This is a genomic window from Phytobacter cepae (genome assembly GCF_054165735.1).
This window is the reverse complement of the sequence record NZ_CM135107.1, coordinates 286,618-313,299: the sequence shown is the minus strand read 5'-3', so window position 1 is coordinate 313,299 and position 26,682 is coordinate 286,618. Positions and strand designations below refer to the sequence as shown.

The window sequence follows — 26,682 nt, the reverse complement described above, 5'->3', positions numbered from 1 at the left end:
GAATTTAATTCTTATCTCTGGCATTAATTCACATCATTCTTAACCTGAGTTCATTAATCGATGCACGACCAGCGCCTGAAAGATATCGTCCCCTTTGTGGCTAGCGTTGAAAGCGGCAGTTTTACCGCCGCCGCCGCACGCCTGCATGTTACCGGCTCCGCCATCAGCAAAAGCGTCAGTCGGTTGGAAGCCCGACTGGGCTCACGCCTGCTCGAACGCACCACCCGAAGCCTGCAACTCACCGACGCCGGAACGGCCTATTACCAGACCTGTATCCGCATTATGGAAGAGCTGGCTGAGGCCGAATCGGTGCTGGCGGCACAACGCATCATCCCCTCCGGGCGTTTGCGTCTGGCAGTACCGAACACGTATGGCCGATTGAGCGTCATGCCACTGCTCATCCCCTTCTGTCAGCAAAACCCGGAGCTGGAACTGAGCCTGACCTTCTCGGACCGCTTTCTGGATCTGTTTGAAGAAGGTATTGATGTCGCCGTACGGATTGGCGGCGCCGGGACGCTGCCCGCCTCGCTGGGCTGCAAGTACCTGGGGCGTGAGAAAATGGTCTTCTGCGCCGCGCCTGCTTACCTCCATGCCCACGGCAGGCCGCAAACGGTGGAGGAGTTGCTGCAACATCAGGCCATTCTGTATGAACGGGTTGATGGTTCGGTAAAACCCTGGCTGTTTATCACGGAAGATAATCATCTGCACTGGCGCACAGTGCCGTTTCGTATGGCGCTGGGAGATGTGGACGCCCAGGTGCAGGCGGTCTGTGCCGGGCTTGGCGTGGCACAAAGCCCCACCTGGCTTATCCGTGACCAGCTTGCCAGGGGTGAACTGGAGATTGTGTTGCCTGAACGACAACCGGATGGCCTGCCGTTAACGCTTATCTGGCCGCGACGCAAACAGCTTCTGCCTAAAGTGGATGCATTGCTCAATGCACTGAGCGCGCTGGATATTGCCGGGCTGGCCTCGACGTAAAATGAAGGCGGCATTGTGAGAAAGGGGCAGATCGCGTAAGAGAGGATCTGCCCGATCGAAAGGGGGACTCAGAGACCCGGATAGTCGTCCGATGGATCCGGCCATGGGGTGAGAAGATCGTACCCGGTGCGGGTAACGGCAACCATATGTTCCCACTGCGCGGAGAGCGAGCGGTCTTTAGTGACCACCGTCCAGCCATCGGAGAGCACGCTGGTTGCAGCTTTACCGGCATTAATCATCGGCTCGATGGTAAAGATCATCCCTTCTTTCAGCACCAGGCCGGTGCCCGGCTTGCCGTAGTGCAACACCTGCGGTTCATCATGATAAATCCGGCCGACGCCATGCCCGCAGTACTCTTTCACCACCGAGAACCCGGCAGATTCAGCAACCTGCTGAATGGCCGCGCCTACGTCACCCAGCGTCGCACCCAGTTTAACCGCTTTGATGCCTGCCACCATCGAATCGTACGTGACTTTAATCAGGCGGTTTGCACGCACGGAAGGTTCACCAACCACATACATGCGACTGGTGTCGCCGTACCAACCGTCTTTAATGATGGCGACATCGATATTAACGATATCGCCCTTTTTCAGGACCTTGGCAGACGGAATACCGTGGCAAACCACATGGTTCACTGAGGTACAGACGGTACGGGTATAGCCGTTGTAGCCAATATTAGCCGGAATAACCTTGAGCTCATCGCGAATGTAGTCGTGGCAGAGCCGGTCGAGTTCATCCGTTGTGATACCTGCGCGGACATGATGCTTGATCATTTCCAGCACCTTTGCGGCCATGTGTCCGGCAGCGCGTGCCATCTCAACCTCTTGTTGAGTATGAATTTTTACCTTGCTCACTGTGCTTCCTGCTCCATCGCCAGGGAAAGGGATTCGCCGTCTACCAGCCTGGTCATGTCGACGCCACCGTTAAGTTCTGCCTGTATCAGCAATCGGGTTAGCTGTTGGTGAGTCAGATGCGGATAAAGCTCCGCCAGCATGCCAACTTTAAGCCAGTGTTCCGCCTGCGCATTGATTGAGCGGCTCAGCGCGTTGCTGGCCAGACGCAGGTTTTCATGCATCAGATCGGAGATTTTGACAATACCCATGGTGTCACCATATACGTTTTATGTATGAAACGTATAATACACCATTTTCTGTAGTCTGGAAGAAGGAAGGAGCTGAAGCAGACGAAAGCGCACCGGCCCGCGTTAAGGGCTAGAACGCTTCAAGTAGCTTCAGCTGTCTGATGGTTAAGGGGTAATAGAAGATGTAACCCTGTACGCCAATATTATTGTACTTTTTAAGTAAGTTAAGATCGGCTTTCTTTTCTACTCCTTCGCAAATAATTTTGACATCAAGCTGGAGAATATTCGTGAGAATATGGTGGAGAGATCTCCGTTTTGCTTCATCATGACCAATGCCATCAACAATGGATCGGTCTATTTTAATCGTATCGAAATGAAAAAGACCCAAACTATCAAGCTGGATATTTCCAGCGCCAAAGTCATCAAGCGAAACAGAAAAACCAAACTCTTTTGCTTTTTTTAAAAATCGCTCACACTGAAGAAGCTGATCTTTCGTGACTTTCTCACTGATTTCAATTTCAATATTTTTTGGATCGACGCCCTGGGTGGCGCATTCAAGATAAAATTTTTCAGGATAATTCGTGTCATTGAGTAAAGCATGAGAAAAATTAAATGACACTTTTAAATTTCTTTTTTTTGCAATCAAACTACAAACTAGTTTAAAAATAAAGTCTGTTATTATATTTACTGAACCTGACTTCTCTGCACTATCGATAATTTTTTGTGTGGATACTGCAATTCCCTCTTCGTTACTAAATCTGGCAAGGGCTTCGTACTGGTCAATCTTTTGTTCACGCAAACTTACTATCGGCTGAAACGCCGCGGTCATATGAAACTTTTTATTATTGAATTCGAAAATTCTCGTTTCCATTTATTTATCGTTCCATTGACCTTTCAAGAATGCATCGTTATCCCCCATACATTACACATTCTAATCATTTATTCGGCATCTTTAAAAATTGTTTTAAATGATCAATATTTATAATTTGATAGGTTTTGCCTATCTAGATTATTTCAATGATCGCTACAAGCTATTTTACTTATGGTCAACAGAGACCAACCTGGCGAAAAATCATGAAAATTCATCTTAAAGCAACAGGATAATTCGTTGATTATTTTCATTATTGTTATCTTTTATTATCAATATAATAAAAATATATTTTCACATGAAAGACATTCACGTTACCTATATAGATGATTTTACATTTTATTAACACGCATAAGGCGTGGCTTTGTCCGCAGAGGCTACATGATATATATATTAATTTATTTCATGTTTTTAGGCGGATATCACGCTGTCTGGAATAGCGCCCGAAAAAGCATAAGTATAGATAAAAAAAGCCTAAGGAATATGTATTAAAAATTTCCCATAAAATTCAATTCGCTTTAATCCGTATGATTAAGCACATCCACGATAGCGACGTGGCGAAATATTACATTCAACCCTATGGCAGATTTTTCTTTCGGGAAGTGAGCAAACTACGCATTACACGCCCAGGGGCAGTGAAATAGCCGCAATAGCTGAAGGGCTGCGCCACCCTTTTGACCTCTTTTTTCATGAATGTTAGTTGAATCGTTACGCTTACTGTGCATAAAACAAAAACTACGCTACGGTTAGTTGATAAAGGAGAATTTTCTGATGTACTGGCGCAGTAAACTTCAGGAGGGGATGTGATGACTATGAGTCCGAGAATTGAGTTTTTGAACCCAACTCAGACGATACGTATGCCGGTGTACAGTGCCGAAATCGCTTTTATTAAATCGGTGAAAGATGAGCTAAGCGCTCTCAATTTTCCTGTCAGCAACAAAGATGTCATTCTGGCGATCATTCGTCATCTGGAGAATGAGCGCGATCCACAACGATCGGCGTTATACAGTAGCGCACTGGAGATGGTGGTCAGAACGACCCCTGATGATTTGTAACCCTAAGACGGTGTTGTGTTGTTTCCCTGGCTAAGCATTCAGTGTTTTTTATCGCCCCGGCCAGGCGGATCGCTGTTCAGGTATTGCAGTATATTTTCAGAATTTCTGTTTTGACTCCCCTTCCATTGCGTCGAGGCTTTTCTTTTGCCGAGCGACAGGGAGTGACTACTGCGAATTTCTTCTATCGCCGCTGAAAGGGCTTCCAGCCTCGTTTCTCGCGTTTCCGTTTCAAGATGCCGGATTAACAGGCCCAGCAATGCCTCATGAGAAATGGGAGCATCGGCTTCAAGCAGTTCAAGAATGGCATCACCAATGACGATTTCAACCAGGCTCTCTTTTACATTTTTGTACATGTTGCCTCCCTCAATTTCCATCCTGCTGGAATGTCAGCGAACATTGTGCAGGGCTAATCAGGCTTTCGGGTCAGGAGCAGGCGCAAAATGTCCGCATAATGCGCTTCAATGACCTCAGGCGTATTTTCCCCGATACAGGCCGCCACCGCGACACAAAGGCTCTGACGAGTAATACTCTGTCCTTCCCGGATCATCTGGACAACGATAGCGCCAATCGTCTGCTCAATACAAAGCATTTCACCGCCTGGTGGCATTACGATCTTATCCCGGCCGTCACTTCGTGAGTCACTCATATTTAACCTTTTCATTAGGTTCAGGAAAATATCTCTATGACAGCGCAGCGTAAAAATGCGCACCTCGCATTGTGGCACCTGCAGGCGTTAAATGAAAGAATATCTCAACATGGAAGGTGAGCGCAGTCAGGTAAATTGGCACGGCGGAAGGCAGGTTTCAGAGAATGTTTTTTAGAGGACCTCAGACATAATCAGCCCTGGGGGCAGGATTCTGCCTCCAGGGGTTACCGTTACTCACTCAAACGTGTTATCCCGGAATGTGAAGGGTCACGCTTATACAAAAGCTCATATGCCCGAACTTCACCTATGGCCATTGTATAGTGTAGACGTCGGTAATTATCATCCGTCATCGTGCGTTCCGTTCTTAACGTCCGTATCAGATTGGCATAGGTTATTTTTGCCTGCGATTGCAGTAACTGAGCTGTTGCCTCGCATATAAGCACGTCGGATAACCTTTCGGTGGTTTTCATCGTATCCTCCTCATGGTTGAAACGTATAATGCAGGTCTAAACATCGCTGATGTAAGTCATTACTGCATTTTCTCTAATACGCGTCTACGTGCAGCCTGATAAATCGACTTACGCGTTAACACTTCAGTCTCCTCTTCTTCCTGAATAAGAATTTGGATGAGACTGCGTGTGGTCACCGGCAGACCTTTTTTAATAAGTTGCGTTGTCGCAATGCCGATTACTTCGCGGATTAATTCTTCTTGTGTCAAACCATCATTACCGGTTTGTTTTACCATAGTAAAATTAATTTCTCCTCTCGATTAGGATAATATTACTGCGTACAAGACATTTAATAAAAATCATGTTGTTTATGAATATGCATGGGCATTCAGCCAGCTATAAAGCATCGCCGAAAGTATTTTTGAGGCCTTTACGCCATCATGACGGCAAGGCTATCGTGACATTAACTACCGTTGAGTAGACTAATGAATTGAGTTGGCCGACTCGCTTAACAGCGATTGCCCTTGCAGAATTTGCTTACGTAAAGTTTCATTTTTCACCTCCATGGCCTGCTTTTCTAATACAGCGATAAGTGAGCCCAGGGATATTTCTTCATTACTATGAAGCTGACCCAGTACAGCATCACCAATAGCAACATATCCTGATTTAATACTTTCTTCATTGTACATTAATGTCACCTCCTGTATTTACCTTGGTTAAATATCAAGTGTCCTGTTTTAAACATTCATGTAATCAATGATTCATAACTATATTATAGCCCCACCTGAATATGTTAATAGATATTCAGGGGATTCCTAGAGCGAGGCGGTTAATCGACGTGGGGATAATAAATGACCCAATGCTAAATTTTAAGAGAAAATAATTAAATTATTACGCGAAAAAATGATGTCGAGGGGGAAAATAACCCCCTGAATATTTGATTGGTAGTGTATTGATTTAACAAAGAATAATTAATCAGAGCGCGGTCTCATGGTGAGTAATGGCGAATCCCTGTTTTTGCCAGTGCATAAGCTGCTCTTGTTGATGACGCGACAGCGTTTTATCTGCCCAGACAAAAATGTGCTGGCCAGGGAAAAGTTCGGGTCGTGGTGAGTCAAGGGGTTCGGCTAACACGTCGATGTTCCAGCCATGTTGCGATAAACGCCATGCTTCCAGCCACAGGCGTGTGCGATCGTCAATGCTCCAGCCGATCAGCAGGGCCTCTTTACCTAACTTCTTACGCGCACGGGTCAATGCCAGAATGGCATGATCGATTAAAATACCGTCCAGAAGACTGCACATGGCGCGGGCTGTATTTTGGTCCAATGAGAGTCGCTGACGCACTGGCACAAAAACATGGTCGATAAGCGCATCAACCGGATGTTCACGGCAGAAGGTAGCAATGGTAGCGCGGAGTTTGGCAGGGCGGACATGACGGAGCGAGGCCATCAGCGCTTCCTGGAGTGATTCCCAACCTTCATGCGAATCCACTTTGTTTTCTTCCAGCAGCGCCTTAACTTTACCAACAGGCACGCCGCTTTCGATCCAACGTTTAATATTCTCGATGCGTTGAATATCTTCTTCATCAAACTGTCGGTGCCCACCCTCGCTTCGCTGAGGTTTAAACAAGCCATAGCGCCGCTGCCAGGCACGCAGTGTGACAGGGTTAATTCCACATCGTTCGGCCACATCGCCAATACTGTAAAAGGTCATTAGTTCCCTCGTACTTAAACCCGATACATGTATATCTAAACTAGCTAATACGGACAGGTTGTACAATTCATTTTATGCTGTACAACTATGGAACAGCAGGTGCTAAAGCATAACCTGAATTGCTCAAAATTCAGAACCCGAATTTCAATTAAGAATGAGAAAACACACCCATACCATCAAAGATCTCTCTTTGGATAGTATGGGTTGAATCAACAGTAAATGGGGAAGATTAAACCTGAATCAGGCCGTTTTTTCCGGCCAGTTTACGACCGGAATCGCCCCAAGTTCGGGACGTGCAAAGAGATAGCCCTGGAACTGAGAGATACCGGCAGACTCCAGCCACATCCACTCTTCCGCCTGCTCTACCCCCACGGCGGAGACCATGATTTCCAGCGAAATACAGCATTTGATAATGGCTTGTACAATGGCTTGCCGTGGCCCGCTCTTATGTACATCTTTTATAAGGTCGCGGTTAATTTTGATTCGCTCCGGCTGAAATTGCGCCAGCAGAAGCAGTCCTGCAAAACCGGCGCCGAAGTGATCGATCGCCACGCGGAAACCCGCACCTTTGAGCAGTTTGACGCCTTCGGTGAACTCATCTAAACGGGAGATAACCTCACTTTCCGTAAACTCCACAATCACCTGCTCGGGCACAAGGCCATTGGCTTTGATCTCTTGAAGGAGGAAATTTACCGCACCGGGTACTTTCACCAACGTCATCGGCAGTAAGTTAACAGATAAGGTCTGTTCGCCCAGCTCCAGTGCGGCTGCCATAGCAAACGCCACCTTCTTGCTGCGCAAATCGGCTTCATAAATGTCGTCGCCCTTCAGCTCGTCAAACCAGGCCTGAGGTGAATCACCTTCAGGGGTACGCAGTAGGGCTTCCAGCGAAACCACCTCGCGTGCGAACGGATCGATAATCGGTTGAAAGGCGAAATGGCAGCCCGCTTTGCGATCGGAACTGACTGTTTTCGTGGAGGCGGGCTGTTCGTCAGGAAGAAATTCCCACGAATCCCCCGGAGGGATTTCGAAGTAGTTCTCTTTCTCGAGATCTTCGACAAAGGTGCGGAAGAACTGCAGGGCGCGATCTTCATAGGTCAGCTGGTATTTTGAGGTGCCCTTATCGAGCACGCTTTGCAGGACCTCTTCGCGGTCATACTCGCGTAAATCGAAGAGTTCCATACCACACTTACCAAATCGACGTGATGGCGCATAGTCACGCAGTAGCTCAACAAGATTGTAATGCCGTTTATCCCGACAAATATGCTGGTAAATGGTTGAAACCTTCTCTTCAGGCCCTTCCAGTAACTGGAAAAAGTGAGTGCCGTTGAACAGCAAAATGCCGGTGACATCAACGTGCCAGTTCTTATTATTGGCCGTTGAAACCATATCCTCGAGCACCGAGAAAGGGACATTCTCGCAGATATGACTACGGTAAATGATTGTTGTAAGCATGAACTTTCCGAAAGAAAGCGTTGTAATCGCCACAATAACGGGGGCATACGCAGGGGGTCTTTTAACCATCGTGACCAACGGCGGGTATACAACTGAGTGATGTTGAAATGACAAAAAATCCTGCAATCCCTGAGGCTTTACTTATCACCTTCTAAATACTGCGCATAAAGTGTAGACCGAAACGCCTGGTTTCACCTGATTCTTTACATCTATCTCTTTGAAAATTAACTACTAGCATTTATTGATCAAAAAGAAGGTTAAATTTGTACAACTTTCATGTACAGTTTTCCTATAGTTGTATAACTTAGATGTCTCTTTTTATTAAGAGTAAAAAATTGGTTTTACAGGAGTGACCCATGCAGCAGAACGGCTACCTACCGGATACAGCGAATGCGATTGCCCAGTATTTTAACAAGGCGGACCTGCCGACTCAGCAAGAAACCCTTGGGCAAATTGTAGTGGAGATCCTTAAAGATGGTCGACATCTGAACAGGAAATCACTCTGCACCAAACTTTTGAGCCGACTGGACCAGGCTTCGACACCGGAAGAAGAGAACCATTATCAGATGCTGATTGGCTTGCTCTTTGGCCCAGACTAAACAAAACGCAGCACTAACCTGTGAATTGAGTTGATTCTGGCGGGCATTCCAGGAAGCCTGCCGACTGTACCGGAGGATTAACTCACTGCCGCGTTTCACTTTCTGAACGGTGCGGCAATCAGAGATGCAGTTATGAAGAGTAGTGATATTGAACAGCTTACCGATGAGCTGATTGGGGAAGCAGTACTGTCTCTTCTCCATGAGAATGGCCCGATCAATACGTTGTCCCTTATTGCCAGGTTGCAGACGATGAAGGGCAACGAGCAAGAGCGACAACGCATTGAGATGCTGGCGCGCCTGATTGATGAGATCAGTCATAGCCATATTACCCCTGCGGGCGAGCAAGAAGAAGGTAAGCAAGTAGTACGTAAAAAAGAGGCCGAAGATAATGTTTATCCATTATTCGGCGATCGCCAACGTCAGGGGCGCAGTAAAAAGCACTGATGGCACCCGGCATCAATCCTAAATTTAAGGCGTGAATAAATGAGCCAAGCGATGTTTGACCCAACAGAGCAATATGCAAATCTGCCGGATAGTGCGCTTACCGACTATTTCAAAAACGCAGGTGAAATGCTCGCAGAAGAGGCAGCCATCCTTGGCGGCGTGATTCGCAGTATTCTCGCCTATGAAGGGCAGATTACGAATAAGGCCATTATTTTGCGCCTTATTAACCTGCTGGAGAACACAGAAGATGTGGTCACCGGCGATGTCGTCCGCAAAACGCTGGAGATCGTGGTCGATCACACGCTGGACGATATCTAAGCACGACTTTCAACCAGTGCCTGTGAACACGCCCAGGCGCTGGCCCATGCCCACTGGAAGTTGTAACCGCCTAACCAACCTGTCACATCCATAACCTCACCGATAAAATAGAGGCCAGGCACATTGCGGGCTTCCATGGTGCGTGAGGAGAGCTCATGCGTATCCACCCCACCCAGGGTGACCTCCGCAGTACGATAACCTTCTGTTCCGTTAGGTTGCACGTGCCAGTTCGTGAGCGTGTCAATTAAGGCATCCTGTTCGCGACTATTGAGTTGTTTCAGGGTCACGTCCGGAATTTGGCCAAGCTGCTGTAAACACTCCACCAGACGTTTGGGTAACTGCATCGCGAGCGTATTTTTTAGGCTTTGATTCGGATGCGCCTGGCGCTGCTCATTCAGTAGGCTTTCGAGGTCGCACTCCGGTAACAGATTAATGCTGACGAACTCGCCCGCCTGCCAGTAGCTGGAAATTTGCAGCACCGCCGGGCCGGAGAGGCCGCGATGGGTAAAGAGCAGGTTTTCTTTAAAGACCGTGCCGTCTTCAGCGGTAATGACCGACGGCACCGACACGCCGGACAGCACCTGGAACTGGTCGAGCATCGGCTTGTGTAGCGTGAATGGCACCAGCCCCGCCCGCGTTGGCAAGACCTTAAGCCCGAACTGCTCAGCAATTTTATAGCCAAACGGCGAAGCGCCCAGCCCCGGCATGGATAATCCACCCGACGCAATCACCAGCTTTGGCGTCCCCACCGTCTCACCATTCAACTCGAGCGTATAACCGCTTTCATCGCGCGACACGCTCAACACCTCACTGCGCAGGCGCGTGGTGACGTTCCCCTTCTCACACTCCGCCACCAGCATATTGACGATTTGATCGGCGGAGTCATCGCAAAAGAGCTGACCGAGGGTCTTCTCATGCCAGGCAATGCCGTATTTACCCACCAGTTCGATAAAGTCCCACTGGGTATAACGAGCGAGGGCGGATTTGCAAAAATGGGGGTTTTGGCTGAGATAGGCCGCGGGTTCAACATAAAGGTTGGTAAAGTTACAGCGACCACCACCAGACATCAGGATCTTGCGGCCTGGTTTTTTTCCGTTATCCAGTAACAGCACGCGCAATCCTGCCTGCCCTGCCTGAGCGGCACAAAACATTCCTGCCGCACCGGCACCGATAACGATGGCATCAAACCGTTCCACACTTCACCTCACTCGTTTTTAGTCGCGCGAATTGTAAATTTTCTAAGCTGGTCGCACCAGCCCGAATATCCCGACATTCATCCATTTCATTGAAAACTATGAGAATACGATTAAATCAGAGATGTAAATTCATAAAGAATGTCAAAAAAAGTCCATATTTCACTTTGCCGATGTCACTAAAGTCACTGATAATGCGCCGCGTTCATGTCCCCAAGATGGCGTAACGTCTATGCTACATTTATTTGCCGGCCTGGATCTTCATACCGGGTTATTACTTTTGCTTGCTCTGGTTTTTGTGCTGTTCTATGAAGCGATCAACGGCTTCCATGACACCGCAAACGCTGTAGCGACGGTTATCTATACGCGTGCAATGCGCTCGCAGTTAGCTGTTGTTATGGCCGCTGTGTTTAACTTCTTTGGCGTTCTGCTGGGGGGGCTAAGCGTAGCGTATGCGATTGTGCATATGTTACCGACCGATTTACTGCTCAACGTGAGTTCTGCTCATGGCCTCGCCATGGTCTTCTCAATGTTGCTGGCAGCCATTATCTGGAACCTTGGCACCTGGTATCTCGGGTTGCCGGCCTCCAGTTCTCACACCCTGATTGGCGCGATTATCGGCATTGGTTTAACCAACGCCCTGATGACCGGCACCTCAGTGGTGGACGCGCTGAACATTCCAAAAGTGATCAACATCTTTGGTTCACTGATCATCTCCCCTATCGTCGGGCTGGTGTTCGCCGGGGGTCTGGTTTACCTCCTGCGCCGCTTCTGGAGTGGAAGTAAAAAGCGTAATCGCATCCATTTAACGCCTGCTGAACGTGAAAAGCAGGACGGTAAAAGGAAACCGCCATTCTGGACCCGTATCGCTCTGATTCTCTCTGCCATTGGCGTGAGCTTCTCCCACGGCGCCAACGACGGTCAGAAAGGCATCGGCCTGATTATGCTGGTGCTGATTGGCGTCGCGCCTGCAGGCTTCGTGGTCAACATGAATGCCACCGGTTATGACATCACCCGTACCCGTGATGCGGTCAACAACGTTGAAACCTACTTCCAGCAGCATCCTGACCTGCTGCAGAAAGTCACCGGCGTTGACCCGATGGCACCCGTGCCGGCACCGACCGATGTGGTCGCGAACCCGACCGAGTTCCACTGCCACCCTGGCCGCGCCATTCTGGCGCTGGACACGGCAAAAGGGATGCTGACCGGCATTGAAAGCTACGACAAACTGCCGATTGAACAGCGTAGCCAGCTGCGCCGTATCATGCTTTGCCTGTCCGATATCACCGATAAAGTGACCAAGCTGCCTGAAGTCAATGCTGACGACCAGCGCCTGCTCAAGAAGCTGAAAGGCGATATGCTGAGCACCATCGAATACGCGCCTATCTGGATTATCATGGCCGTCGCGTTAGCGCTGGGCCTGGGTACGATGATTGGCTGGCGTCGTGTAGCGACCACCATCGGTGAGAAAATCGGTAAGAAAGGGATGACCTACGCGCAGGGGATGTCCGCTCAGATGACGGCAGCCGTCTCTATCGGCCTGGCAAGTTATACCGGTATGCCGGTCTCCACCACCCATGTGCTCTCGTCCTCCGTGGCGGGGACCATGATTGTGGATGGCGGGGGTCTGCAACGCAAAACCGTCACCAGCATTCTGATGGCCTGGGTATTTACCCTGCCGGCGTCCATCCTGCTTTCGGGCGGTTTGTACTGGATAGCGCTGAAGCTGATTTAAAAGCACTACCCTAAGTTGCAGGCAGGCGACAACGCACATGCAACATGAAGAATGACGGGGAAAAACGGGTCAGCTTGCTGGCCCGTTTTTATAGGCTCAGTGCCATATCATCAACGCTATCAAACTCACGACAATCAAGCCGCACAACGCACTGGTTAAAAGGAACTGACCGCGTACACGGTCACAACGGCGAATGAACTCATCATCATGATGATCGCGATAACGTTGGGCATAGATATACCACACCAAACGCATCTGCTTACCAGGTTGTCCATGGGAGGTAAAAAAGCCTCCGCCATCTACATATTGATAAAGCAACGGGTCACAACCACGCAGTACCACTAGCAAAGCACGTAACGACGAAAAGTAACGTGCCATGTTAACAACACAAACGATGCATAACGCCCAAAACAGCGCGACGGTGCTGATCATCATATTTACTCTCCCGGCGACCTGCCCACGGAAACCTGCTCCGGGACTACCGCTCCCAGATATCACCCAAGTCATTCAGTGAAGAGTGTTACCAATAACCGATCGGGATCACAAACTTATATCCGAACGGCTCATTAAATAGTGTAGGAGATCAGTCTATTTTTTTGCCACATCGTTATGCGTTCTATTCATTCTGGTTGCAAATATGCGTTAAGTGATTCGTGATCGTGGCGCATTGACGGTTTCTGAAGAGAGTTATAAGGTAGAAATATCCTCTACAATGAGATCCTTAAGGCCATGCGCTACCGGCGCTGGTGGAATGCAGGACCTGGGAAGTGCCACTGCATCATAGGGGATCGACCCTGTGGTCATCGACAACTTATGGAAGGAGTAACATTATGGCTTACAAACACATACTCATCGCGGTAGACCTCTCACCCGAAAGCAAATTGCTGGTCGAGAAAGCAGTCTCCATGGCGCGCCCTTACAACGCGAAAGTGTCCCTGATTCATGTCGATGTTAACTATTCCGATCTATACACCGGCCTTATTGACGTTAACCTCGGCGATATGCAAAAACGTATCTCCGATGAAACGCATCAGGCCCTGACAGAGCTTTCCACCAACGCAGGCTACCCCATCACCGAAACCCTGAGCGGCAGCGGTGATTTGGGCCAGGTGCTGGTAGATGCCATCAAAAAATACGATATGGATTTAGTGGTGTGTGGTCATCATCAGGATTTCTGGAGCAAGCTGATGTCGTCTGCACGCCAGCTGATTAACACCGTTCACGTCGATATGCTGATCGTCCCGCTGAAGGACGAAGAAGAAGAGTAATCGGGTTACCCATGGAACAATCCCCTCTCCCCGTGGGAGAGGGTCAGGGTGAGGGGAAACATGCGGCTCTGAGGGTCATTCCGTTCACCTTATGTTCCTTGCTTTTCTATCGCTCCAGAACCCGTGAACGTGCCAGGGCGGTTCACCGCCACCGCCCTGGCGACCCGGGCTCCCGGCCAGGAAAATCGCCGCTGGCGCGGTCCACTCAGCTTCTCCTTCAGGCTTATCGGGGACGGGCGAAGGTAACCTCCCTGTAAAGTCGCCCTCGCCGCGCATCCCTGCGCGTCGCCCCGGCCTTGCGGATACGCTTCGTCGATTTTCAGCCGGACCCTGTCATCGCGGTGACTGTTGTGTTCTCATGGCGCAGTGTTATCGCTGCAAAACGTAATATTACTGGGGATTCTTCCGCCCCGTGAACGTGCCAGGGTGAGGGCATCAGAGCGCACTCTGCTCCGGTGTGCCAGCATAAATATCAAACCGGTGGCCTTTGGTGGTCACCGCATTGGTCGTCGCGACATTCGCCAGCGGCGGCGCATAGTCCGGGCGTTTCACAACCACACGTTTGGTCGCTAATTGACGCGCAGGCTCAAGTAAACCATCGGCGTCCAGGTCCGGTCCCACCAGCGACTGAAACACCCGCATCTCTTTTTTCACCAGCGCGCTTTTCTGCTTATGCGGGAACATCGGGTCGAGGTAGACCACCTGCGGGCGCGGCGTGATCTCTGCAAGCCCGGTCAGGCTCGACGCGTGAATCAATTGCAACCGTTCCCGTAACCAGCCGCCAATTTCCGGATCGGCATAGCCGCGTGCAAGCCCATCATCCAGCAGCGCGGCGACCACCGGATTACGTTCTAACATACGCACATGGCAGCCCACCGAGGCCAGCACAAACGCATCACGCCCCAGCCCCGCCGTGGCGTCTACTACATCCGGCAGATAACTGCCCTTAATGCCCACCGCTTTGGCGACTGCTTCGCCACGTCCCCCGCCAAACTTGCGTCGATGCGCCATCGCCCCGTCGACAAAATCCACGAAAATGCCGCCAAGCTTCGGCTCATCGCGTTTACGCAGCTCCAGACGAGACTCCGTCAGCACCAGCGCCATCAAATTCTCATCGTCATGTTCCAGTTCCCAACGGGACGCAAGAACAGATAAGGCGCCGTCTCCGGCGCCTGTTTCATCTATTAAACAGATTTTCACTACGTGGTACCCAAAATAATTCGAGTTGCATCAAGACAACAAGGGAACGAACCCTGGGAGCGTACAAGCGTACGTGGCCAGGGTTCGTGAGTACAGTTGCCGCAGAGGCAGCTTGAAGTATGAAGGGGATTAACCTTCGATACCATAATGCTCCAGCATCGCGTCAAGCTGCGGTTCGCGCCCACGGAAGCGTTTGAACAGCTCCATCGGCTCTTCCGAACCGCCACGGGTCAGGATGTTGTCGAGGAAGGACTGGCCAGTTTCACGGTTGAAAATGCCCTCTTCTTCAAAGCGAGAGTAAGCATCCGCCGCCAGGACATCCGCCCACAGGTAGCTGTAGTAGCCCGCTGCATAACCACCGGCGAAGATATGGCTGAATGCGTGCGGGAAGCGGCCCCAGGACGGGCTTTGCATCACCGCCACCTGGTTTTTAATCTCAAACAGCGTGTCGAGGATTTTGGCGCCCTGCTCCGGGTTAAATTCTGCATGCAGACGGAAGTCGAACAGGCCGAACTCCAGCTGACGGAGAATAAACAGCGCCGCCTGGTAGTTTTTCGCTTCCAGCATTTTATCCAGCAGATCCTGCGGCAACGGCTCGCCGGTTTCATAGTGACCGGAGATAAATGCCAGCGCATCCGGCTCCCAGCACCAGTTTTCCATAAACTGGCTCGGCAGCTCGACGGCATCCCATGGCACACCGCTAATACCGGCGACCCCTGGGGTTTCGATGCGAGTCAGCATATGGTGCAGACCATGACCGAACTCATGGAACAGAGTGATCACTTCATCATGCGTGAAGAGCGCAGGCTTTCCATTGACCGGACGGTTGAAGTTACAGGTGAGGTAGGCCACCGGTTTTTGCAGTGAACCATCCGCCAGACGCATCTGCCCGACACAGTCGTCCATCCAGGCACCGCCGCGTTTGTGCTCACGGGCATAGAGGTCAAGGTAGAAGCTGCCACGCAGTTCATTATTGTCGTCATACAGCTCAAAGAAGCGCACTTCCGGGTGCCAGACGTCCACATCCGTGCGCTCTTTCGCCGTGATGCCATAAATGCGTTTCACCACTTCGAACAACCCGCTGACGGCTTTGTTTTCCGGGAAGTAGGGGCGCAGTTGCTCGTCACTGATGCTGTACAAGTGCTGTTTCTGTTTTTCGCTGTAATACGCAACATCCCACGGCTGCAGGTCGTCGACGCCGAACTCTTTGTTGGCAAAGGCGCGCAGCTGTGCCAGCTCTCTCTGCCCCTGTGGGCGCGCACGCTTCGCGAGATCGTTCAGGAAGTCGAGTACCTGCGATGGATTCTCCGCCATTTTGGTTGCCAGAGACTTAAAGGCATAACTTTCAAAACCAAGCAGCTGTGCCAGTTCATGACGCAGGGCGAGGATCTCTTCCATCACCGGGCTGTTATCCCATTTGCCCGCATTCGGACCCTGATCGGACGCACGCGTACTGTAAGCGCGGTACATCTCTTCACGCAGCGCCTGATTGTCGCAGTAGGTCAGCACCGGCAGGTAGCTTGGGATATCCAGAGTCAACAGGTAGCCCTGCTGTTCTTTGGCTTCGGCCTGCGCTTTCGCTGCGGCAAGGGCGCTTTCCGGCATCCCGGAGAGCTCGGCTTCGTCGGTAATCAGTTTGCTCCAGCCCATGGTCGCATCCAGCACGTTATTGCTGTACTGATTGCCCAGTTCGGAGAGGCGCGCGGCAATTTCACCGTAACGTTTCTGTTTTTCTTTATCGAGACCAATCCCGGACAGCTCAAAGTCACGCAGGGCGTTATCGACAGATTTTTTCTGAGCGGTATTCAACGTGGCGTAATGCTCACCGTCGCGCAGGTCACGATATGCGCTATACAACCCTTCGTTCTGACCGACCCAGGTGCTGTACTCAGAGAGCAGCGGCAGGGTTTGCTCGTAGGCTTCGCGCAGTTCCGGGCTGTTTTGTACGGAATTCAGGTGGCTGACCGGGGAAAAAAGACGGCCCAGGCGATCGTCAACTTCAGCCAGCGGCTGGCAAAGGTTGTCCCAGGTAAAAGGCCCGCTTTGTGCGACCACGCTTTCCACCGCCGAACGGCAATCATCCAGTGCCTTCGTAACGGCAGGTACGACATGCTCAGGCAGGATTTTTGAAAATGGCGGTAATTCGAAAGGCGACAACAATGGGTTGGTCATATGCGCAGTCCTGTCCTGTTTAAGAAAGTGAATGAAGCGCACAATCCGGCGCTCTGCATAACGTTGTAGCATGGGGTTAAGTGTAGAGGATTTCAATGGCGGACGTTGCGCGTAACGGCTAATTGCTGCCATCGCTGTATCGTCGTACTCTGCCATTTTTACTCAGGAATCAGGGTCATAACTCGGCCTCAGTGCGTATACTTAGCATAACGTTTACAAGGAGAGCGTATGTTGAATTTCATTCTGGCGATACTGCCCCTGCTGGCGCTTATCGGGCTGGCACTCACTTTCCCGAAATGGCGGCGTCGTAAAAAGGGGGCAGAAGCGGATAAGGGCTTACGAAAGATATCTATCCCCACCAAAACCTTCCGCCCCGGCAAAGGCGGGCAGTTGTTACCCACAACCTATTATTTTGATGAAGAGAACTTTTATGAGATTCAGGTGGATGTGAAAAAATCCGTGCCGCTGAGCGCCATTACCAAAGTCGAACGGGACAGCATCAAAGTCAATAACCGCTCATTCTGGATTGTCACTTACTCCACCGAAGGCCAGACGAAACAGGCACGTTTTCGCCACAACTACACCCTGTTTCACACCGATTTCGCCGACTTTCTGGAGGCGGTGAAACGCGCCAACCCCGCTGCCAGCGTGCGCCAACTGAACGCATTCACTCTCTGAACTACACAGGACGCCAGCGCCGGGAGCGACTGCGCTTCCAGGGCGTCAAACGACGGGCTAATGGAAGTCGGAGTGGTGGTGTTAGCCATCTCCTGGGCCACGTTCACCGGCACATCTTTTGCCATTGCCTGTTACGCCAGCAGCAGGGAGGCAATTAACAGCGTCGTACGAATTTTCATTTTTTAGCCTTTCATTCAAACGATTACCTTGCCTGCCCACGACGCCAGGGCTGGCGTTTGACGCTTTTGTGACACGGATAAATTTTGAAACGCTTTAACGGGGGTTGAAACAAGCGCATCGGGCAACGGCATTTCAACGCAATCTACGGTAAACTGTGCTGAATCACGTTCATTTTCTGGAATCTCTGCCTCCATGCTCAGTTATCGCCACAGCTTTCACGCTGGCAACCATGCCGACGTATTAAAACACACCGTTCAGAGCCTGATCATCGAATCGCTCAAAGAAAAAGATAAACCCTTTATCTACCTGGATACCCATGCGGGCGCGGGGCGTTATCAGCTTTCCGGCGAACATGCCGAGCGTACCGGGGAGTATCTGGAAGGTGTTGCGCGTATCTGGCAGCAGGACGATTTGCCTGCAGAGCTGGAGCCTTATATGAGCGTACTGCGCCACTTTAACCGCAATGACACCCTGCGCTACTACCCTGGCTCGCCGCTGATTGCCCGCCAGTTGCTTCGCGAGCAGGACAGCCTGTTCCTCACTGAACTGCACCCGAGCGACTTCCCGTTACTGCGTCAGGAGTTCCAGAAAGATGAGCGTACCCGCGTTGAACGTGCCGACGGTTACCAGCAGTTGAAAGCCAAGCTGCCGCCGGTTTCCCGTCGCGGTATGGTGCTGATTGACCCGCCCTATGAGATGAAATCTGATTATCAGGCCGTGGTTGCGGGCATCCATGAAGGCTACAAACGCTTTGCCACCGGCACTTACGCCCTGTGGTACCCGGTTGTTCTGCGTGCGCAAATCAAACGCATGATTAAAGATCTGGAAGCCACCGGCATTCGCAAAATCCTGCAAATTGAACTGGCCGTGCGCCCGGATAGCGACCAGCGCGGCATGACCGCGTCCGGCATGATCGTTATTAACCCGCCGTGGAAGTTAGAAGCACAGATGAATAACGTGCTGCCGTGGCTGCACCGTACACTGGTGCCGGGCGGTACCGGGCACACGCTCGTTAACTGGGTTGTACCTGAGTAACAGAACCGGAGTAATCGCAGCGATTGAGGGAACCTTCGCCGCTGCGCGCTACAATCGCGACAGTTTTCAACCTCGTTCAGGACTATGGATATGAGCAAACACTACAACTACATCGCCATCGGCGGCGGCAGCGGCGGGATCGCCTCCATCAACCGTGCGGCGATGTATGGCCAGAAATGCGCGCTGATTGAAGCCAAAGAGCTGGGCGGTACCTGCGTGAACGTGGGTTGTGTGCCGAAAAAAGTGATGTGGCATGCGGCGCAGATCCGCGAAGCCATTCACCTGTACGGCCCGGATTACGGTTTCGACGCCACCATTAACCATTTCGACTGGGCGAAGCTGGTTGCCAGCCGTACTGCCTATATCGATCGCATCCATACCTCGTACGACAACGTGCTGGGTAAGAATAACGTCGATGTGATTCGTGGATTCGCCCGTTTTGTCGATGCGAAGACGATCGAGGTCAACGGTGAGACGATCACTGCCGATCACATCCTGATCGCCACCGGTGGTCGCCCGAGCCATCCGAACATTCCGGGTGCCGAATACGGTATCGACTCCGACGGTTTCTTTGCGCTACCTGCGCTGCCAAAACGTGTGGCAGTTGTCGGTGCCGGTTACATCGCGGTGGAACTGGCTGGCGTGATTAACGGTCTGGGGGCTGAGACACACCTGTACGTGCGCAAGCATTCGCCGCTGCGGAGCTTCGACCCGATGATTAGCGAAACGCTGGTCGAAATTATGGCTGCCGAAGGCCCGACGCTGCACAAAGAAGCGATTCCAAAAGCGCTCGTAAAAAATGCCGATGGCAGCCTGACGCTGGAACTGGAAGATGGGCGCTCGCAGACTGTCGATTGCCTGATTTGGGCTATTGGTCGCGAACCGGCTAATGACACCTTCAATCTGGACGTTACCGGCGTGAAAACTGACGAAAAAGGCTATATCGTCGTCGATAAATTCCAGAATACGTCGGTTCCGGGTATCTATGCGGTGGGTGACAACACCGGTGCCGTTGAGCTAACGCCGGTGGCCGTGGCGGCAGGCCGTCGCCTCTCAGAACGCCTGTTTAACAACAAACCGGATGAGCATCTGGATTACAGCAACATCCCGACCGTGGTGTTTACCCACCCGCCGATTGGCACCGTCGGTTTAACCGAGCCGCAGGCGCGCGAGCAGTACGGTGATGAACAGGTGAAGGTTTACCGTTCATCCTTTACCGCCATGTACACCGCCGTCACCTCGCACCGCCAGCCGTGCCGCATGAAGTTAGTCTGCGTCGGCCCGGAAGAGAAGATTGTTGGTATCCACGGCATTGGCTCCGGTATGGATGAAATGCTGCAAGGCTTCGCGGTCGCCCTCAAAATGGGTGCCACCAAGAAAGACTTTGATAACACCGTGGCGATTCACCCTACGGCGGCCGAAGAGTTTGTGACGATGCGCTAAGCAGCGTTATCAATGCTTTGGTGAAGAATGAAAAGGCGCTGATTCAGCGCCTTTTTTATTTTTGCCGATTAGCCAGAACATACGTTGAGAAACGCCCGATGGCGCACGCTTATCGGGCCTACGTTTCTGCCCCCTCACCCCACCCGATCCTCAATGGCTGAGGAATCCCGAGACAAAATGCGTGCACGAGCAGTCCCCTCGCCCCACCGGGGAGAGGGCAAGGGTGAGGGGAAACATGCGGCTCTGGGGGGCATTCCGTTCACCTTATGTTCCTTGCTTTTCTATCGCTCCAGAACTCGTGAACGTGCCAGGGCGGTTCACCGCCACCGCCCTGGCGACCCGGGCTCCCGGCCAGGAAAATCGCCGCTGGCGCGGTTCACTCAGCGCATTCCTTCAGGCTTATCGGGGACGGGCGAAGGTAACGTCCCTGTAAAGTCGCCCTCGCCGCGCATCCCTGCGCGTCGCCCCTGCCTTACGGATACGCTTCGTCGATTTTCAGCCGGACCCAGTCATCGCTGTAACTGTTTTATTCTCATGGCACGATGTTATCGCTGGAATACGTAATATTACTGGGGATCCCTCTCCCTGAAGGGAGAGGGGACCGACTGTGCCCGCATTTTTTTGCGGGTGTTCCTCAGCCCGATGGGAGACGGAGAAAAGCCTGCCGCGATTGATCCCGTAGGCCGGATAAGGCGTCAGCCGTCATCCGGCAAAATCCCTAATCACTCCTGACACTATGCTGTCAGGAGGGGGGTGGCACTATCTCGTTGTCGAAAACACAACGAGGACGAGAACATGAGCAACATTATCAACTGGTTTGAGATTCCGGTGCAGGACCTGACGCGGGCAACGGCCTTTTACGAATACTGCGTTAACGCACAATTTCGTCAGGAGCATGTCGCGGGCATTTCTATGTCTGTCTTTCACTATCAGGCACCGTCGATTGGTGGCGCGCTGGTAAAATCGGAGATGTTCCAGCCGTCCACCAGCGGTAGCGTGGTTTATCTCTACACTGCTGATATCGCTGCTTCGCTGGCAAAAGTGGCAGAAAAAGGCGGCACCTGCTGCTTCGGCCCAGAAATTTTGCCGGATGATATTGGCACCATCGCGCTTATCATTGACAGTGAAGGAAATAAAGTTGGGCTGCACCAACCGGCCTGAAAGCAATAACCCCCCACTGACAGGAAACCCACCATGAGTCGCCGTGCCGACAGGCTTTTTCAGATAGTGCAGATCCTGCGGACACGCCGCCGGGTCACGGCGGCCATGCTGGCGGAAAGGCTGGAGGTGTCAGAGCGTACCGTCTACCGGGACATTCGCGATCTGTCGCTCTCCGGCGTACCCATTCAGGGAGAGGCGGGGAGCGGCTATCGCCTGATGCCGGGCTTTGATATCCCGCCGCTGATGTTTACCGGCATGGAAGTGGAAGCGCTGATTGCCGCGATCGGCATGCTGCAAACCTGGAGTGGCGACACGCTGGCAAAGGCGGCGGGGTCAGCACAGGAAAAGCTGTTGGCAGTCTTACCCACCGACCGCCGCATTCTGACGCCCGACTTTGGCAGGTACCCGCAGGCAAGGCGCTGGTTTGATGTTTTCCATCAGGCCATGCGCCAGCATGATGAAGTTTACATTCGTTATGAAAACAACAAAGGCGAAGGCTCTGAGCGGGCGATCCATCCGCTGGGCCTGTCGTTCTGGAGAGAGGTATGGGTGCTGGTGGCATGGTGCGAATTGCGTCAGGATTACCGCTGCTTCCGTCTGGACCGGTGTCTGGCGGTGACACTGACGGGTAAATCCTTTGCCGACCGCCCCGACCGCTCGCTTGAGGATTTTATCCGCCAGCAAAAAGCGGCTTCTGCAAGCGCAGACGATGAACAGTAATGCCAGTCCGCTCCACAGCCGGCTGGCATTCTCTGCTCGCATCCCTTACCCACTAAATTGAGCCAATCAATCCGCCGTCGACCCGAATCACCGCGCCGGTAATGTAGCTGGCGGGCTGACTTGCCAGAAAGGCAGCGGTGGCCCCGTACTCCTGCGGCTCACCGTAACGGCCTGCCGGAATAGACAGGCGACTTTTCTCGGCCACCGCTTCGGCGCTGCTGTTTTCCCGTTTCGCCTTGATGGCATCCAGTTGCCCCACGCGGTCGGTGGCGATACGCCCCGGCACCATCACGTTCACCGTCACGCCGTCGGCCGCCACTTCACTGGCGAGCGTTTTCGACCAGCCGAGCAGGCTCATGCGTAGAGCGTTCGACAGCGCCAGATTGGGGATTGGGGCAATAACGCCGGAAGAGGTCGTGGTAATAATGCGCCCCCAACCACGACGGCGCATGGCAGGCAGCAGTTTATCGGTGAGCTGAATCAGCGAGGCGACCATCACGGAGAACTGTTGTTGCCAGAGTGCGCCCTCCGTCCCCTGCGCCAGCGCGGGCGGCGGGCCACCGGAGTTGTTCACCAGAATATCGATATCTCCCCAGTGCTGGCGAATGCCACCAAGAATCTCATCAAACTGCTCGGGCGCCGCCAGGTCGAGTTGCCAGGCCTGTGCGGTGCCGCCCAGGCCGGTAATCAGCTCAACGGTATGGGCCAGCTTTTCCGGGTTACGCCCGGTGACCGCCACCTTCACCCCTTCCTGTGCCAGCGAAACGGCAATCGCCTGCCCGAGGCCACTTCCGGCACCGCAAACCAGTGCCACACGTTGTTGTATCTGGAAATCCATAACTGCTCCTGATTGTATTTTCAGAAGCAATATGTGCAAGAGTAGTGCCAGTTATGCGCGGGTGTTTTTCACGTTCACCTGATCAAAGGCGTATTGCAGGTGCTTTCTCATCAGTTCCGCCGCCTGTTCCTGTTTGTTCTCGCGCAGGGCATCGATGATCGCCACATGCTCCTCACACCACTCTTTTACCCGACGCTTATTGTGATAACTGCCGAACTCCAGCAGACGGCGCAGTCGGTTTTGCTGCTGGATGGCCTGCAACACAAACAGGTTGCCGCTGGCTTCCGCCAACAGTTCATGAAATGCCGCATCGGTTTCAAAAATCTCTTTTGCCGGCACCTGGGTGACGTCGGGGTGGGTGATGAGGCGCAGATGCTGGGCGCGCAGGCGTTTGAGCATTTGCCTGTCTACGTGCAGGTTGGGGGTAAGCAGCGCGGCCGGTTCAATCATCAGGCGAAAACCGTAACTGTTGCGCAGGGCCACATCGGAGTTCAGGGTTTGCTGGAAGCGCCAGCCGTGCCCGGCATTGCGGGCAATCAGGCCATCTTCTGACAGCTTTACCAGCGTGCGGGTCAGCACGCCGCGATCGACATCGTAGCGCTGGCTGATTTCCGTCTGGGTAAAAGATTCCGGCAGCACGCCCGCAATGCGATCGTGCACCAGTCGCTCATACAGCTTCTGGTCATTGCTCTTGGATTGTTCAATCTCCAGCAACTCCAGTTCATCGCTGCGTTTGAGCAGGAAGAAACCCTGATTAGGCCGCGCTTCAACCGCCCCCATACGGGTTAGTTCTTTCAGCCCGGCACGCACCGGCGTGCGCGAAACACCCAGCGCATCGGCAAGATGTTGTTCACGTAAGTGATGACCTGGATCGAATCTTGCTTCAGAGATCAGGTCGAGTATTTGCCGGGCTATCCGGCGACTGCTCGCAGTGGAGTCAGGCTGCATGGAAAGAGGTTCCCTGGAATGCATTATTGTGGTCGAAAGATACAATAGCACGGGCAACAAAACGCAGCAAAATAAAGCAAGGACTGCACGGTTAACGTGCAAGGCGCACCAGGATGAGACAATTTCTTCACATTTACAATTGTATTTATTGAGTCACTAAATTCAATTTAGACCTTAACCAGGAGACGACTATGTCCAGCCAATCTTTACTGTTTCGCCGCGTACGCACACTGATGTTCGCGCTGACCGTGTTCCCACTGGCAGGCCAGGCGGCAGAAACCATTGCCCCCGGCAAACTCACCTACGGCACGGCAGCGACCTTTATGCCGTTTGAATTCATGAAAGAGGGAAAGCTGACCGGGTTCGACATCGACCTGATTAACGCCCTGAGCAAAGAGATCCAACTGACGCCTGCCCCCATGCCGATGGAGTTCAAGGGGCTGATTCCTGCCCTACAGGGCAAACGCCTCGACATCATTAACTCGGCCATGTACGTCAACCCGGCCCGCGCCGCGCAGGTCGACTTCGTACCCTACCTGAAAATTGGCAGCCGCGTGGTGGTGCGCAAAGGCAACCCGGAAAAGATCACCGGGCGCGATCTCAGCCTGTGCGGCAAGAACATCGCCGTGACCCTGGGCGGGATCGAAGAGAGTCAGGCAAGAGCAAATAACCAGCACTGTCTGGACGCCAAAAAACCGGCGATTAACGTGATGACATTCCCAGCCGCCACCGACTCTGCCGTTGCTGTCGCTCAGGGTCGTGCCGACGCCGAATTCCTCTCCACACCGGGCACTGTCGCGCTGTTGACCGAAAAAGCCGGCATGTTCGAAGCGGTAGGCGAAGAGTTCGAAGCCGATACCCACATCGCCTTTGCCGTGCGTAAAGGCGATACCGCCACCCATGCCCTGCTGGAAAAAGGCCTCCAGGGCCTCGTTAAAAATGGCACCTACACGCAACTGATCAAGAAATGGAACTTCCCTGACTCCGTTGCGATTTTCTAACCCGTTTTGCCATTAACCGGAGAAAGCTATGTCGATTGAATTAATGTGGCAGTACTTCCTCTCACCCGAGTTTATTCAGGGTGCGTGGATGACGCTGCTGATTACCCTCTGCTCACTGTTGTGTGGCGTGGTGCTGGGTCTGGTGCTGGCGCTGTTACAGGAAGCGCCGTTTCGCACCGGAAAAGGGCTGGCCTTTTTCTACCTGTGGCTGTTTCGCGGGACGCCAGTGCTGTTCCAGATAATCTTTGTCTACAACGTGCTGCCAGGCTTCGGCTTACGCTTCTCCGCGTTTACCTGTGCGGTACTGGCGCTCTCCCTCAATGAGGGCGCGTATATGGCGGAAATTCTGCGATCGGGTCTGCAGGCGGTGAAAAGCGGTCAACGCACCGCCGGCATGGCGCTGGGGATGACCAACGGGCAGATCATGCGCAAAATCGTCCTGCCTCAGGCGGCGCGCATCGTCCTGCCGCCGATGGGTAACCAGATGATCAGCATGCTGAAATCAAGCGCGCTGGTCTCGGTCATCGCCGTGCAGGAGCTGCTGCTGGTCGCCAACCAGACCGCCAGCGCCAGCTTCCGTTACTTCGAAGCGCTTTGCGCAGCGGGCATCTACTACCTGCTGCTCACCACGCTGTTCATGATTTTCCAGTCGTGGCTGGAAAGCGCGCTGGACCCGAAACAGCGCCGCAGCAAAAGCCAGAAGCGGCTGACCCGCCTGTTTAAATTACCGAAAACTGCCCGGGAGGCACCATGAGCCAGAAACCGCTGCTGGAAATGATCGGCATCGATAAGACCTTTGGTCGCCAGACCGTGCTGAAGAACTGTTCCCTGGAGCTGCAACGTGGCGAAACCGTGGTGCTGATTGGGCCATCCGGCTCGGGGAAATCTACCCTGTTGCGCTGCGTCAACATGCTCTCCCCTGCCGACAGCGGTGACGTGTTCTTTGCCAACCAGCACATCAGCCGGGGCGAAGTCCCCGCCCACCAGTTGCGCCAGCGTATCGGCATGGTGTTCCAGAACTACGAGCTGTTTTCCCATCTGACGGCGGCGGAAAACATCATGCTGGCCCCGATGACGGTGCTCGGCATGAACCGCATCGATGCCCGCAAGCTGGCGGACAAGCTGCTTGCCAAGGTACGCATTAACGAACGCGCCGACCACTTCCCGGACGAGCTGTCCGGCGGGCAACAGCAGCGCGTGGCGATCGCCCGTGCGCTGGCGATGAAACCCGAACTGATGCTCTACGACGAACCGACATCAGCGCTCGACCCGGAGATGATTCGTGAAGTGCTTGAAGTGATGGCAGAGCTGAGTGCGGAGGGGATGACCAGCATGGTGGTCACCCATGAAATGGGCTTCGCCCGCCGGGCCGCCAATAAAATTCTGTTTATGGAAGAGGGCGAAATCATCGATCGCGCCAACACCGATGATTTCTTCGCCGGCAATGTCAGCGAGCGTGCGCAGCGCTTCCTGACCCAAATATTACATTAATCCCGGAGTGACC

At 52.6% G+C, this 26,682-nt stretch carries 30 protein-coding genes; 15 read left to right on the top strand and 15 right to left on the bottom strand.

Annotation, left to right across the window (positions count from 1 at the left end; translation table 11 throughout):
• Nucleotides 1–60 precede the first annotated feature (60 nt).
• Nucleotides 61–978, top strand: coding sequence for a LysR family transcriptional regulator (locus ACUY4Q_RS01435; protein ID WP_458045374.1), 918 nt, complete (start codon nucleotides 61–63; stop codon nucleotides 976–978).
• Between the two features lie 68 nt (nucleotides 979–1,046).
• On the opposite strand, the gene map is transcribed toward ACUY4Q_RS01435, so the two are convergent.
• The 3 genes from map to ACUY4Q_RS01420 all read right to left on the bottom strand — a co-directional run bounded on the left by map (nucleotide 1,047) and on the right by ACUY4Q_RS01420 (nucleotide 2,930).
• On the bottom strand, nucleotides 1,047–1,832 hold the full coding sequence (map, locus tag ACUY4Q_RS01430) for a type I methionyl aminopeptidase (protein ID WP_458045373.1): 786 nt from the start codon (nucleotides 1,830–1,832) through the stop codon (nucleotides 1,047–1,049).
• Nucleotides 1,829–2,080 (bottom strand): ParD-like family protein, encoded by a 252-nt coding sequence (locus ACUY4Q_RS01425; RefSeq protein ID WP_458045372.1) that lies wholly within the window; start codon nucleotides 2,078–2,080, stop codon nucleotides 1,829–1,831. The genes map and ACUY4Q_RS01425 overlap by 4 nt, the downstream gene beginning before the upstream one ends.
• Before the next feature lie 109 nt (nucleotides 2,081–2,189).
• Nucleotides 2,190–2,930 (bottom strand): EAL domain-containing protein, encoded by a 741-nt coding sequence (locus ACUY4Q_RS01420; RefSeq protein WP_458045371.1) that lies wholly within the window; start codon nucleotides 2,928–2,930, stop codon nucleotides 2,190–2,192.
• 803 nt (nucleotides 2,931–3,733) lie between these two features.
• Between ACUY4Q_RS01420 and ACUY4Q_RS01415 the strand changes: the two genes are divergently transcribed.
• A complete protein-coding gene (locus ACUY4Q_RS01415; protein WP_458045370.1) occupies nucleotides 3,734–3,982 on the top strand; it encodes a biofilm development regulator YmgB/AriR family protein in 249 nt (82 codons plus the stop codon).
• A gap of 38 nt (nucleotides 3,983–4,020) precedes the next feature.
• Here the strand turns inward: ACUY4Q_RS01415 and ACUY4Q_RS01410 are convergent, their stop codons facing one another.
• From ACUY4Q_RS01410 to ACUY4Q_RS01385, 6 genes are all read right to left on the bottom strand, one after another.
• On the bottom strand, nucleotides 4,021–4,335 hold the full coding sequence (locus ACUY4Q_RS01410; protein WP_458045369.1) for a hypothetical protein: 315 nt from the start codon (nucleotides 4,333–4,335) through the stop codon (nucleotides 4,021–4,023).
• Between the two features lie 53 nt (nucleotides 4,336–4,388).
• Entirely contained in the window at nucleotides 4,389–4,628 is a 240-nt protein-coding gene (locus ACUY4Q_RS01405) for a hypothetical protein (protein WP_458045368.1), read from the bottom strand.
• A 529-nt stretch (nucleotides 4,629–5,157) separates the two neighbouring features.
• Nucleotides 5,158–5,373: a hypothetical protein gene (locus tag ACUY4Q_RS01400; RefSeq protein WP_458045367.1), complete on the bottom strand. Its 216-nt coding sequence runs from the start codon at nucleotides 5,371–5,373 to the stop codon at nucleotides 5,158–5,160.
• Between the two features lie 186 nt (nucleotides 5,374–5,559).
• Nucleotides 5,560–5,766, bottom strand: coding sequence for a hypothetical protein (locus tag ACUY4Q_RS01395; RefSeq protein WP_458045366.1), 207 nt, complete (start codon nucleotides 5,764–5,766; stop codon nucleotides 5,560–5,562).
• Nucleotides 5,767–6,052: 286 nt separating this feature from the next.
• A complete protein-coding gene (locus ACUY4Q_RS01390; protein WP_458045365.1) occupies nucleotides 6,053–6,790 on the bottom strand; it encodes a MerR family transcriptional regulator in 738 nt (245 codons plus the stop codon).
• Between the two features lie 240 nt (nucleotides 6,791–7,030).
• Entirely contained in the window at nucleotides 7,031–8,245 is a 1,215-nt protein-coding gene (locus tag ACUY4Q_RS01385; protein WP_458045364.1) for a diguanylate phosphodiesterase, read from the bottom strand.
• 356 nt (nucleotides 8,246–8,601) lie between these two features.
• Between ACUY4Q_RS01385 and ycgZ the strand changes: the two genes are divergently transcribed.
• From ycgZ to ACUY4Q_RS01370, 3 genes are all read left to right on the top strand, one after another.
• Nucleotides 8,602–8,844, top strand: coding sequence for a regulatory protein YcgZ (gene ycgZ / locus ACUY4Q_RS01380; RefSeq protein ID WP_458045363.1), 243 nt, complete (start codon nucleotides 8,602–8,604; stop codon nucleotides 8,842–8,844).
• A gap of 132 nt (nucleotides 8,845–8,976) precedes the next feature.
• Nucleotides 8,977–9,288 (top strand): hypothetical protein, encoded by a 312-nt coding sequence (locus ACUY4Q_RS01375; protein ID WP_458045362.1) that lies wholly within the window; start codon nucleotides 8,977–8,979, stop codon nucleotides 9,286–9,288.
• A 51-nt stretch (nucleotides 9,289–9,339) separates the two neighbouring features.
• Nucleotides 9,340–9,606 carry a biofilm development regulator YmgB/AriR family protein gene (locus tag ACUY4Q_RS01370; protein WP_458047232.1) on the top strand — a complete coding sequence of 89 codons (267 nt, stop codon included), beginning with the start codon at nucleotides 9,340–9,342 and terminating at the stop codon, nucleotides 9,604–9,606.
• On the opposite strand, the gene ACUY4Q_RS01365 is transcribed toward ACUY4Q_RS01370, so the two are convergent.
• Nucleotides 9,603–10,802 carry a BaiN/RdsA family NAD(P)/FAD-dependent oxidoreductase gene (locus ACUY4Q_RS01365; protein ID WP_458045361.1) on the bottom strand — a complete coding sequence of 400 codons (1,200 nt, stop codon included), beginning with the start codon at nucleotides 10,800–10,802 and terminating at the stop codon, nucleotides 9,603–9,605. The genes ACUY4Q_RS01370 and ACUY4Q_RS01365 overlap by 4 nt on opposite strands.
• A 229-nt stretch (nucleotides 10,803–11,031) precedes the next feature.
• Here ACUY4Q_RS01365 and pitA point away from each other — a divergent pair, with 229 nt between their 5' ends.
• On the top strand, nucleotides 11,032–12,534 hold the full coding sequence (pitA, locus tag ACUY4Q_RS01360) for an inorganic phosphate transporter PitA (protein WP_458045360.1): 1,503 nt from the start codon (nucleotides 11,032–11,034) through the stop codon (nucleotides 12,532–12,534).
• Between the two features lie 96 nt (nucleotides 12,535–12,630).
• Here pitA and uspB read toward each other — a convergent pair whose 3' ends face one another.
• Complete coding sequence (gene uspB, locus ACUY4Q_RS01355; RefSeq protein ID WP_458047231.1) at nucleotides 12,631–12,966, bottom strand: universal stress protein UspB; 336 nt, start codon at nucleotides 12,964–12,966, stop codon at nucleotides 12,631–12,633.
• A gap of 398 nt (nucleotides 12,967–13,364) precedes the next feature.
• On the opposite strand from uspB, the gene uspA reads away from it, so the two are divergent.
• On the top strand, nucleotides 13,365–13,802 hold the full coding sequence (gene uspA, locus ACUY4Q_RS01350) for a universal stress protein UspA (RefSeq protein ID WP_458045359.1): 438 nt from the start codon (nucleotides 13,365–13,367) through the stop codon (nucleotides 13,800–13,802).
• A gap of 435 nt (nucleotides 13,803–14,237) precedes the next feature.
• Here the strand turns inward: uspA and rsmJ are convergent, their stop codons facing one another.
• Together rsmJ and prlC are read right to left on the bottom strand one after the other, a co-directional pair.
• On the bottom strand, nucleotides 14,238–15,002 hold the full coding sequence (rsmJ, locus tag ACUY4Q_RS01345; protein ID WP_458045358.1) for a 16S rRNA (guanine(1516)-N(2))-methyltransferase RsmJ: 765 nt from the start codon (nucleotides 15,000–15,002) through the stop codon (nucleotides 14,238–14,240).
• 129 nt (nucleotides 15,003–15,131) lie between these two features.
• Nucleotides 15,132–17,174: an oligopeptidase A gene (prlC, locus tag ACUY4Q_RS01340; protein ID WP_458047230.1), complete on the bottom strand. Its 2,043-nt coding sequence runs from the start codon at nucleotides 17,172–17,174 to the stop codon at nucleotides 15,132–15,134.
• A 228-nt stretch (nucleotides 17,175–17,402) separates the two neighbouring features.
• Between prlC and ACUY4Q_RS01335 the strand changes: the two genes are divergently transcribed.
• The 5 genes from ACUY4Q_RS01335 to ACUY4Q_RS01315 all read left to right on the top strand — a co-directional run bounded on the left by ACUY4Q_RS01335 (nucleotide 17,403) and on the right by ACUY4Q_RS01315 (nucleotide 22,391).
• Nucleotides 17,403–17,852, top strand: coding sequence for a hypothetical protein (locus ACUY4Q_RS01335; RefSeq protein ID WP_458045357.1), 450 nt, complete (start codon nucleotides 17,403–17,405; stop codon nucleotides 17,850–17,852).
• A gap of 372 nt (nucleotides 17,853–18,224) precedes the next feature.
• Nucleotides 18,225–19,067, top strand: coding sequence for a 23S rRNA (adenine(2030)-N(6))-methyltransferase RlmJ (locus ACUY4Q_RS01330; RefSeq protein ID WP_458045356.1), 843 nt, complete (start codon nucleotides 18,225–18,227; stop codon nucleotides 19,065–19,067).
• Between the two features lie 90 nt (nucleotides 19,068–19,157).
• Nucleotides 19,158–20,510, top strand: a complete 1,353-nt coding sequence (gene gorA, locus ACUY4Q_RS01325) for a glutathione-disulfide reductase (RefSeq protein ID WP_458045355.1) — start codon at nucleotides 19,158–19,160, stop codon at nucleotides 20,508–20,510.
• 795 nt (nucleotides 20,511–21,305) lie between these two features.
• Nucleotides 21,306–21,671: a VOC family protein gene (locus ACUY4Q_RS01320; protein ID WP_458045354.1), complete on the top strand. Its 366-nt coding sequence runs from the start codon at nucleotides 21,306–21,308 to the stop codon at nucleotides 21,669–21,671.
• A 33-nt stretch (nucleotides 21,672–21,704) separates the two neighbouring features.
• Nucleotides 21,705–22,391: a helix-turn-helix transcriptional regulator gene (locus ACUY4Q_RS01315; protein WP_458045353.1), complete on the top strand. Its 687-nt coding sequence runs from the start codon at nucleotides 21,705–21,707 to the stop codon at nucleotides 22,389–22,391.
• Between the two features lie 52 nt (nucleotides 22,392–22,443).
• Here the strand turns inward: ACUY4Q_RS01315 and ACUY4Q_RS01310 are convergent, their stop codons facing one another.
• Nucleotides 22,444–23,229, bottom strand: a complete 786-nt coding sequence (locus ACUY4Q_RS01310) for an SDR family oxidoreductase (protein WP_458045352.1) — start codon at nucleotides 23,227–23,229, stop codon at nucleotides 22,444–22,446.
• A 51-nt stretch (nucleotides 23,230–23,280) separates the two neighbouring features.
• Nucleotides 23,281–24,177 carry a GntR family transcriptional regulator gene (locus ACUY4Q_RS01305; protein ID WP_458045351.1) on the bottom strand — a complete coding sequence of 299 codons (897 nt, stop codon included), beginning with the start codon at nucleotides 24,175–24,177 and terminating at the stop codon, nucleotides 23,281–23,283.
• A 191-nt stretch (nucleotides 24,178–24,368) separates the two neighbouring features.
• On the opposite strand from ACUY4Q_RS01305, the gene ACUY4Q_RS01300 reads away from it, so the two are divergent.
• Genes ACUY4Q_RS01300 through ACUY4Q_RS01290 form a run of 3 tightly spaced genes read left to right on the top strand, consistent with a single transcriptional unit; the run spans nucleotide 24,369 to nucleotide 26,669 of the window.
• Nucleotides 24,369–25,178, top strand: a complete 810-nt coding sequence (locus tag ACUY4Q_RS01300) for an ABC transporter substrate-binding protein (RefSeq protein ID WP_458045350.1) — start codon at nucleotides 24,369–24,371, stop codon at nucleotides 25,176–25,178.
• A gap of 28 nt (nucleotides 25,179–25,206) precedes the next feature.
• Complete coding sequence (locus ACUY4Q_RS01295; protein WP_458045349.1) at nucleotides 25,207–25,932, top strand: amino acid ABC transporter permease; 726 nt, start codon at nucleotides 25,207–25,209, stop codon at nucleotides 25,930–25,932.
• On the top strand, nucleotides 25,929–26,669 hold the full coding sequence (locus ACUY4Q_RS01290; protein WP_458045348.1) for an amino acid ABC transporter ATP-binding protein: 741 nt from the start codon (nucleotides 25,929–25,931) through the stop codon (nucleotides 26,667–26,669). Before ACUY4Q_RS01295 ends, ACUY4Q_RS01290 begins: the two co-directional genes overlap by 4 nt.
• Nucleotides 26,670–26,682 lie beyond the last annotated feature (13 nt).

What these genes read in the sequence shown, in the direction of transcription:
- ACUY4Q_RS01400 (WP_458045367.1), bottom strand. Translation starts at nt 5,373, where the DNA reads ATGGTAAAACAAACCGGTAATGATGGTTTGACACAAGAAGAATTAATC.
- ACUY4Q_RS01375 (WP_458045362.1), top strand. Translation starts at nt 8,977, where the DNA reads ATGAAGAGTAGTGATATTGAACAGCTTACCGATGAGCTGATTGGGGAA.
- ACUY4Q_RS01395 (WP_458045366.1), bottom strand. Translation starts at nt 5,766, where the DNA reads ATGTACAATGAAGAAAGTATTAAATCAGGATATGTTGCTATTGGTGAT.
- ACUY4Q_RS01300 (WP_458045350.1), top strand. Translation starts at nt 24,369, where the DNA reads ATGTCCAGCCAATCTTTACTGTTTCGCCGCGTACGCACACTGATGTTC.
- ACUY4Q_RS01410 (WP_458045369.1), bottom strand. Translation starts at nt 4,335, where the DNA reads ATGTACAAAAATGTAAAAGAGAGCCTGGTTGAAATCGTCATTGGTGAT.
- ACUY4Q_RS01305 (WP_458045351.1), bottom strand. Translation starts at nt 24,177, where the DNA reads ATGCAGCCTGACTCCACTGCGAGCAGTCGCCGGATAGCCCGGCAAATA.
- ACUY4Q_RS01310 (WP_458045352.1), bottom strand. Translation starts at nt 23,229, where the DNA reads ATGGATTTCCAGATACAACAACGTGTGGCACTGGTTTGCGGTGCCGGA.
- ACUY4Q_RS01390 (WP_458045365.1), bottom strand. Translation starts at nt 6,790, where the DNA reads ATGACCTTTTACAGTATTGGCGATGTGGCCGAACGATGTGGAATTAAC.
- ACUY4Q_RS01370 (WP_458047232.1), top strand. Translation starts at nt 9,340, where the DNA reads ATGTTTGACCCAACAGAGCAATATGCAAATCTGCCGGATAGTGCGCTT.
- ACUY4Q_RS01435 (WP_458045374.1), top strand. Translation starts at nt 61, where the DNA reads ATGCACGACCAGCGCCTGAAAGATATCGTCCCCTTTGTGGCTAGCGTT.
- ACUY4Q_RS01335 (WP_458045357.1), top strand. Translation starts at nt 17,403, where the DNA reads ATGTTGAATTTCATTCTGGCGATACTGCCCCTGCTGGCGCTTATCGGG.
- prlC (WP_458047230.1), bottom strand. Translation starts at nt 17,174, where the DNA reads ATGACCAACCCATTGTTGTCGCCTTTCGAATTACCGCCATTTTCAAAA.
- uspB (WP_458047231.1), bottom strand. Translation starts at nt 12,966, where the DNA reads ATGATCAGCACCGTCGCGCTGTTTTGGGCGTTATGCATCGTTTGTGTT.
- uspA (WP_458045359.1), top strand. Translation starts at nt 13,365, where the DNA reads ATGGCTTACAAACACATACTCATCGCGGTAGACCTCTCACCCGAAAGC.
- ACUY4Q_RS01295 (WP_458045349.1), top strand. Translation starts at nt 25,207, where the DNA reads ATGTCGATTGAATTAATGTGGCAGTACTTCCTCTCACCCGAGTTTATT.
- ACUY4Q_RS01330 (WP_458045356.1), top strand. Translation starts at nt 18,225, where the DNA reads ATGCTCAGTTATCGCCACAGCTTTCACGCTGGCAACCATGCCGACGTA.
- ACUY4Q_RS01290 (WP_458045348.1), top strand. Translation starts at nt 25,929, where the DNA reads ATGAGCCAGAAACCGCTGCTGGAAATGATCGGCATCGATAAGACCTTT.
- ACUY4Q_RS01315 (WP_458045353.1), top strand. Translation starts at nt 21,705, where the DNA reads ATGAGTCGCCGTGCCGACAGGCTTTTTCAGATAGTGCAGATCCTGCGG.
- ACUY4Q_RS01320 (WP_458045354.1), top strand. Translation starts at nt 21,306, where the DNA reads ATGAGCAACATTATCAACTGGTTTGAGATTCCGGTGCAGGACCTGACG.
- ACUY4Q_RS01415 (WP_458045370.1), top strand. Translation starts at nt 3,734, where the DNA reads ATGACTATGAGTCCGAGAATTGAGTTTTTGAACCCAACTCAGACGATA.
- ACUY4Q_RS01425 (WP_458045372.1), bottom strand. Translation starts at nt 2,080, where the DNA reads ATGGGTATTGTCAAAATCTCCGATCTGATGCATGAAAACCTGCGTCTG.
- ACUY4Q_RS01405 (WP_458045368.1), bottom strand. Translation starts at nt 4,628, where the DNA reads ATGAGTGACTCACGAAGTGACGGCCGGGATAAGATCGTAATGCCACCA.
- pitA (WP_458045360.1), top strand. Translation starts at nt 11,032, where the DNA reads ATGCTACATTTATTTGCCGGCCTGGATCTTCATACCGGGTTATTACTT.
- ACUY4Q_RS01385 (WP_458045364.1), bottom strand. Translation starts at nt 8,245, where the DNA reads ATGCTTACAACAATCATTTACCGTAGTCATATCTGCGAGAATGTCCCT.
- gorA (WP_458045355.1), top strand. Translation starts at nt 19,158, where the DNA reads ATGAGCAAACACTACAACTACATCGCCATCGGCGGCGGCAGCGGCGGG.
- ycgZ (WP_458045363.1), top strand. Translation starts at nt 8,602, where the DNA reads ATGCAGCAGAACGGCTACCTACCGGATACAGCGAATGCGATTGCCCAG.
- ACUY4Q_RS01420 (WP_458045371.1), bottom strand. Translation starts at nt 2,930, where the DNA reads ATGGAAACGAGAATTTTCGAATTCAATAATAAAAAGTTTCATATGACC.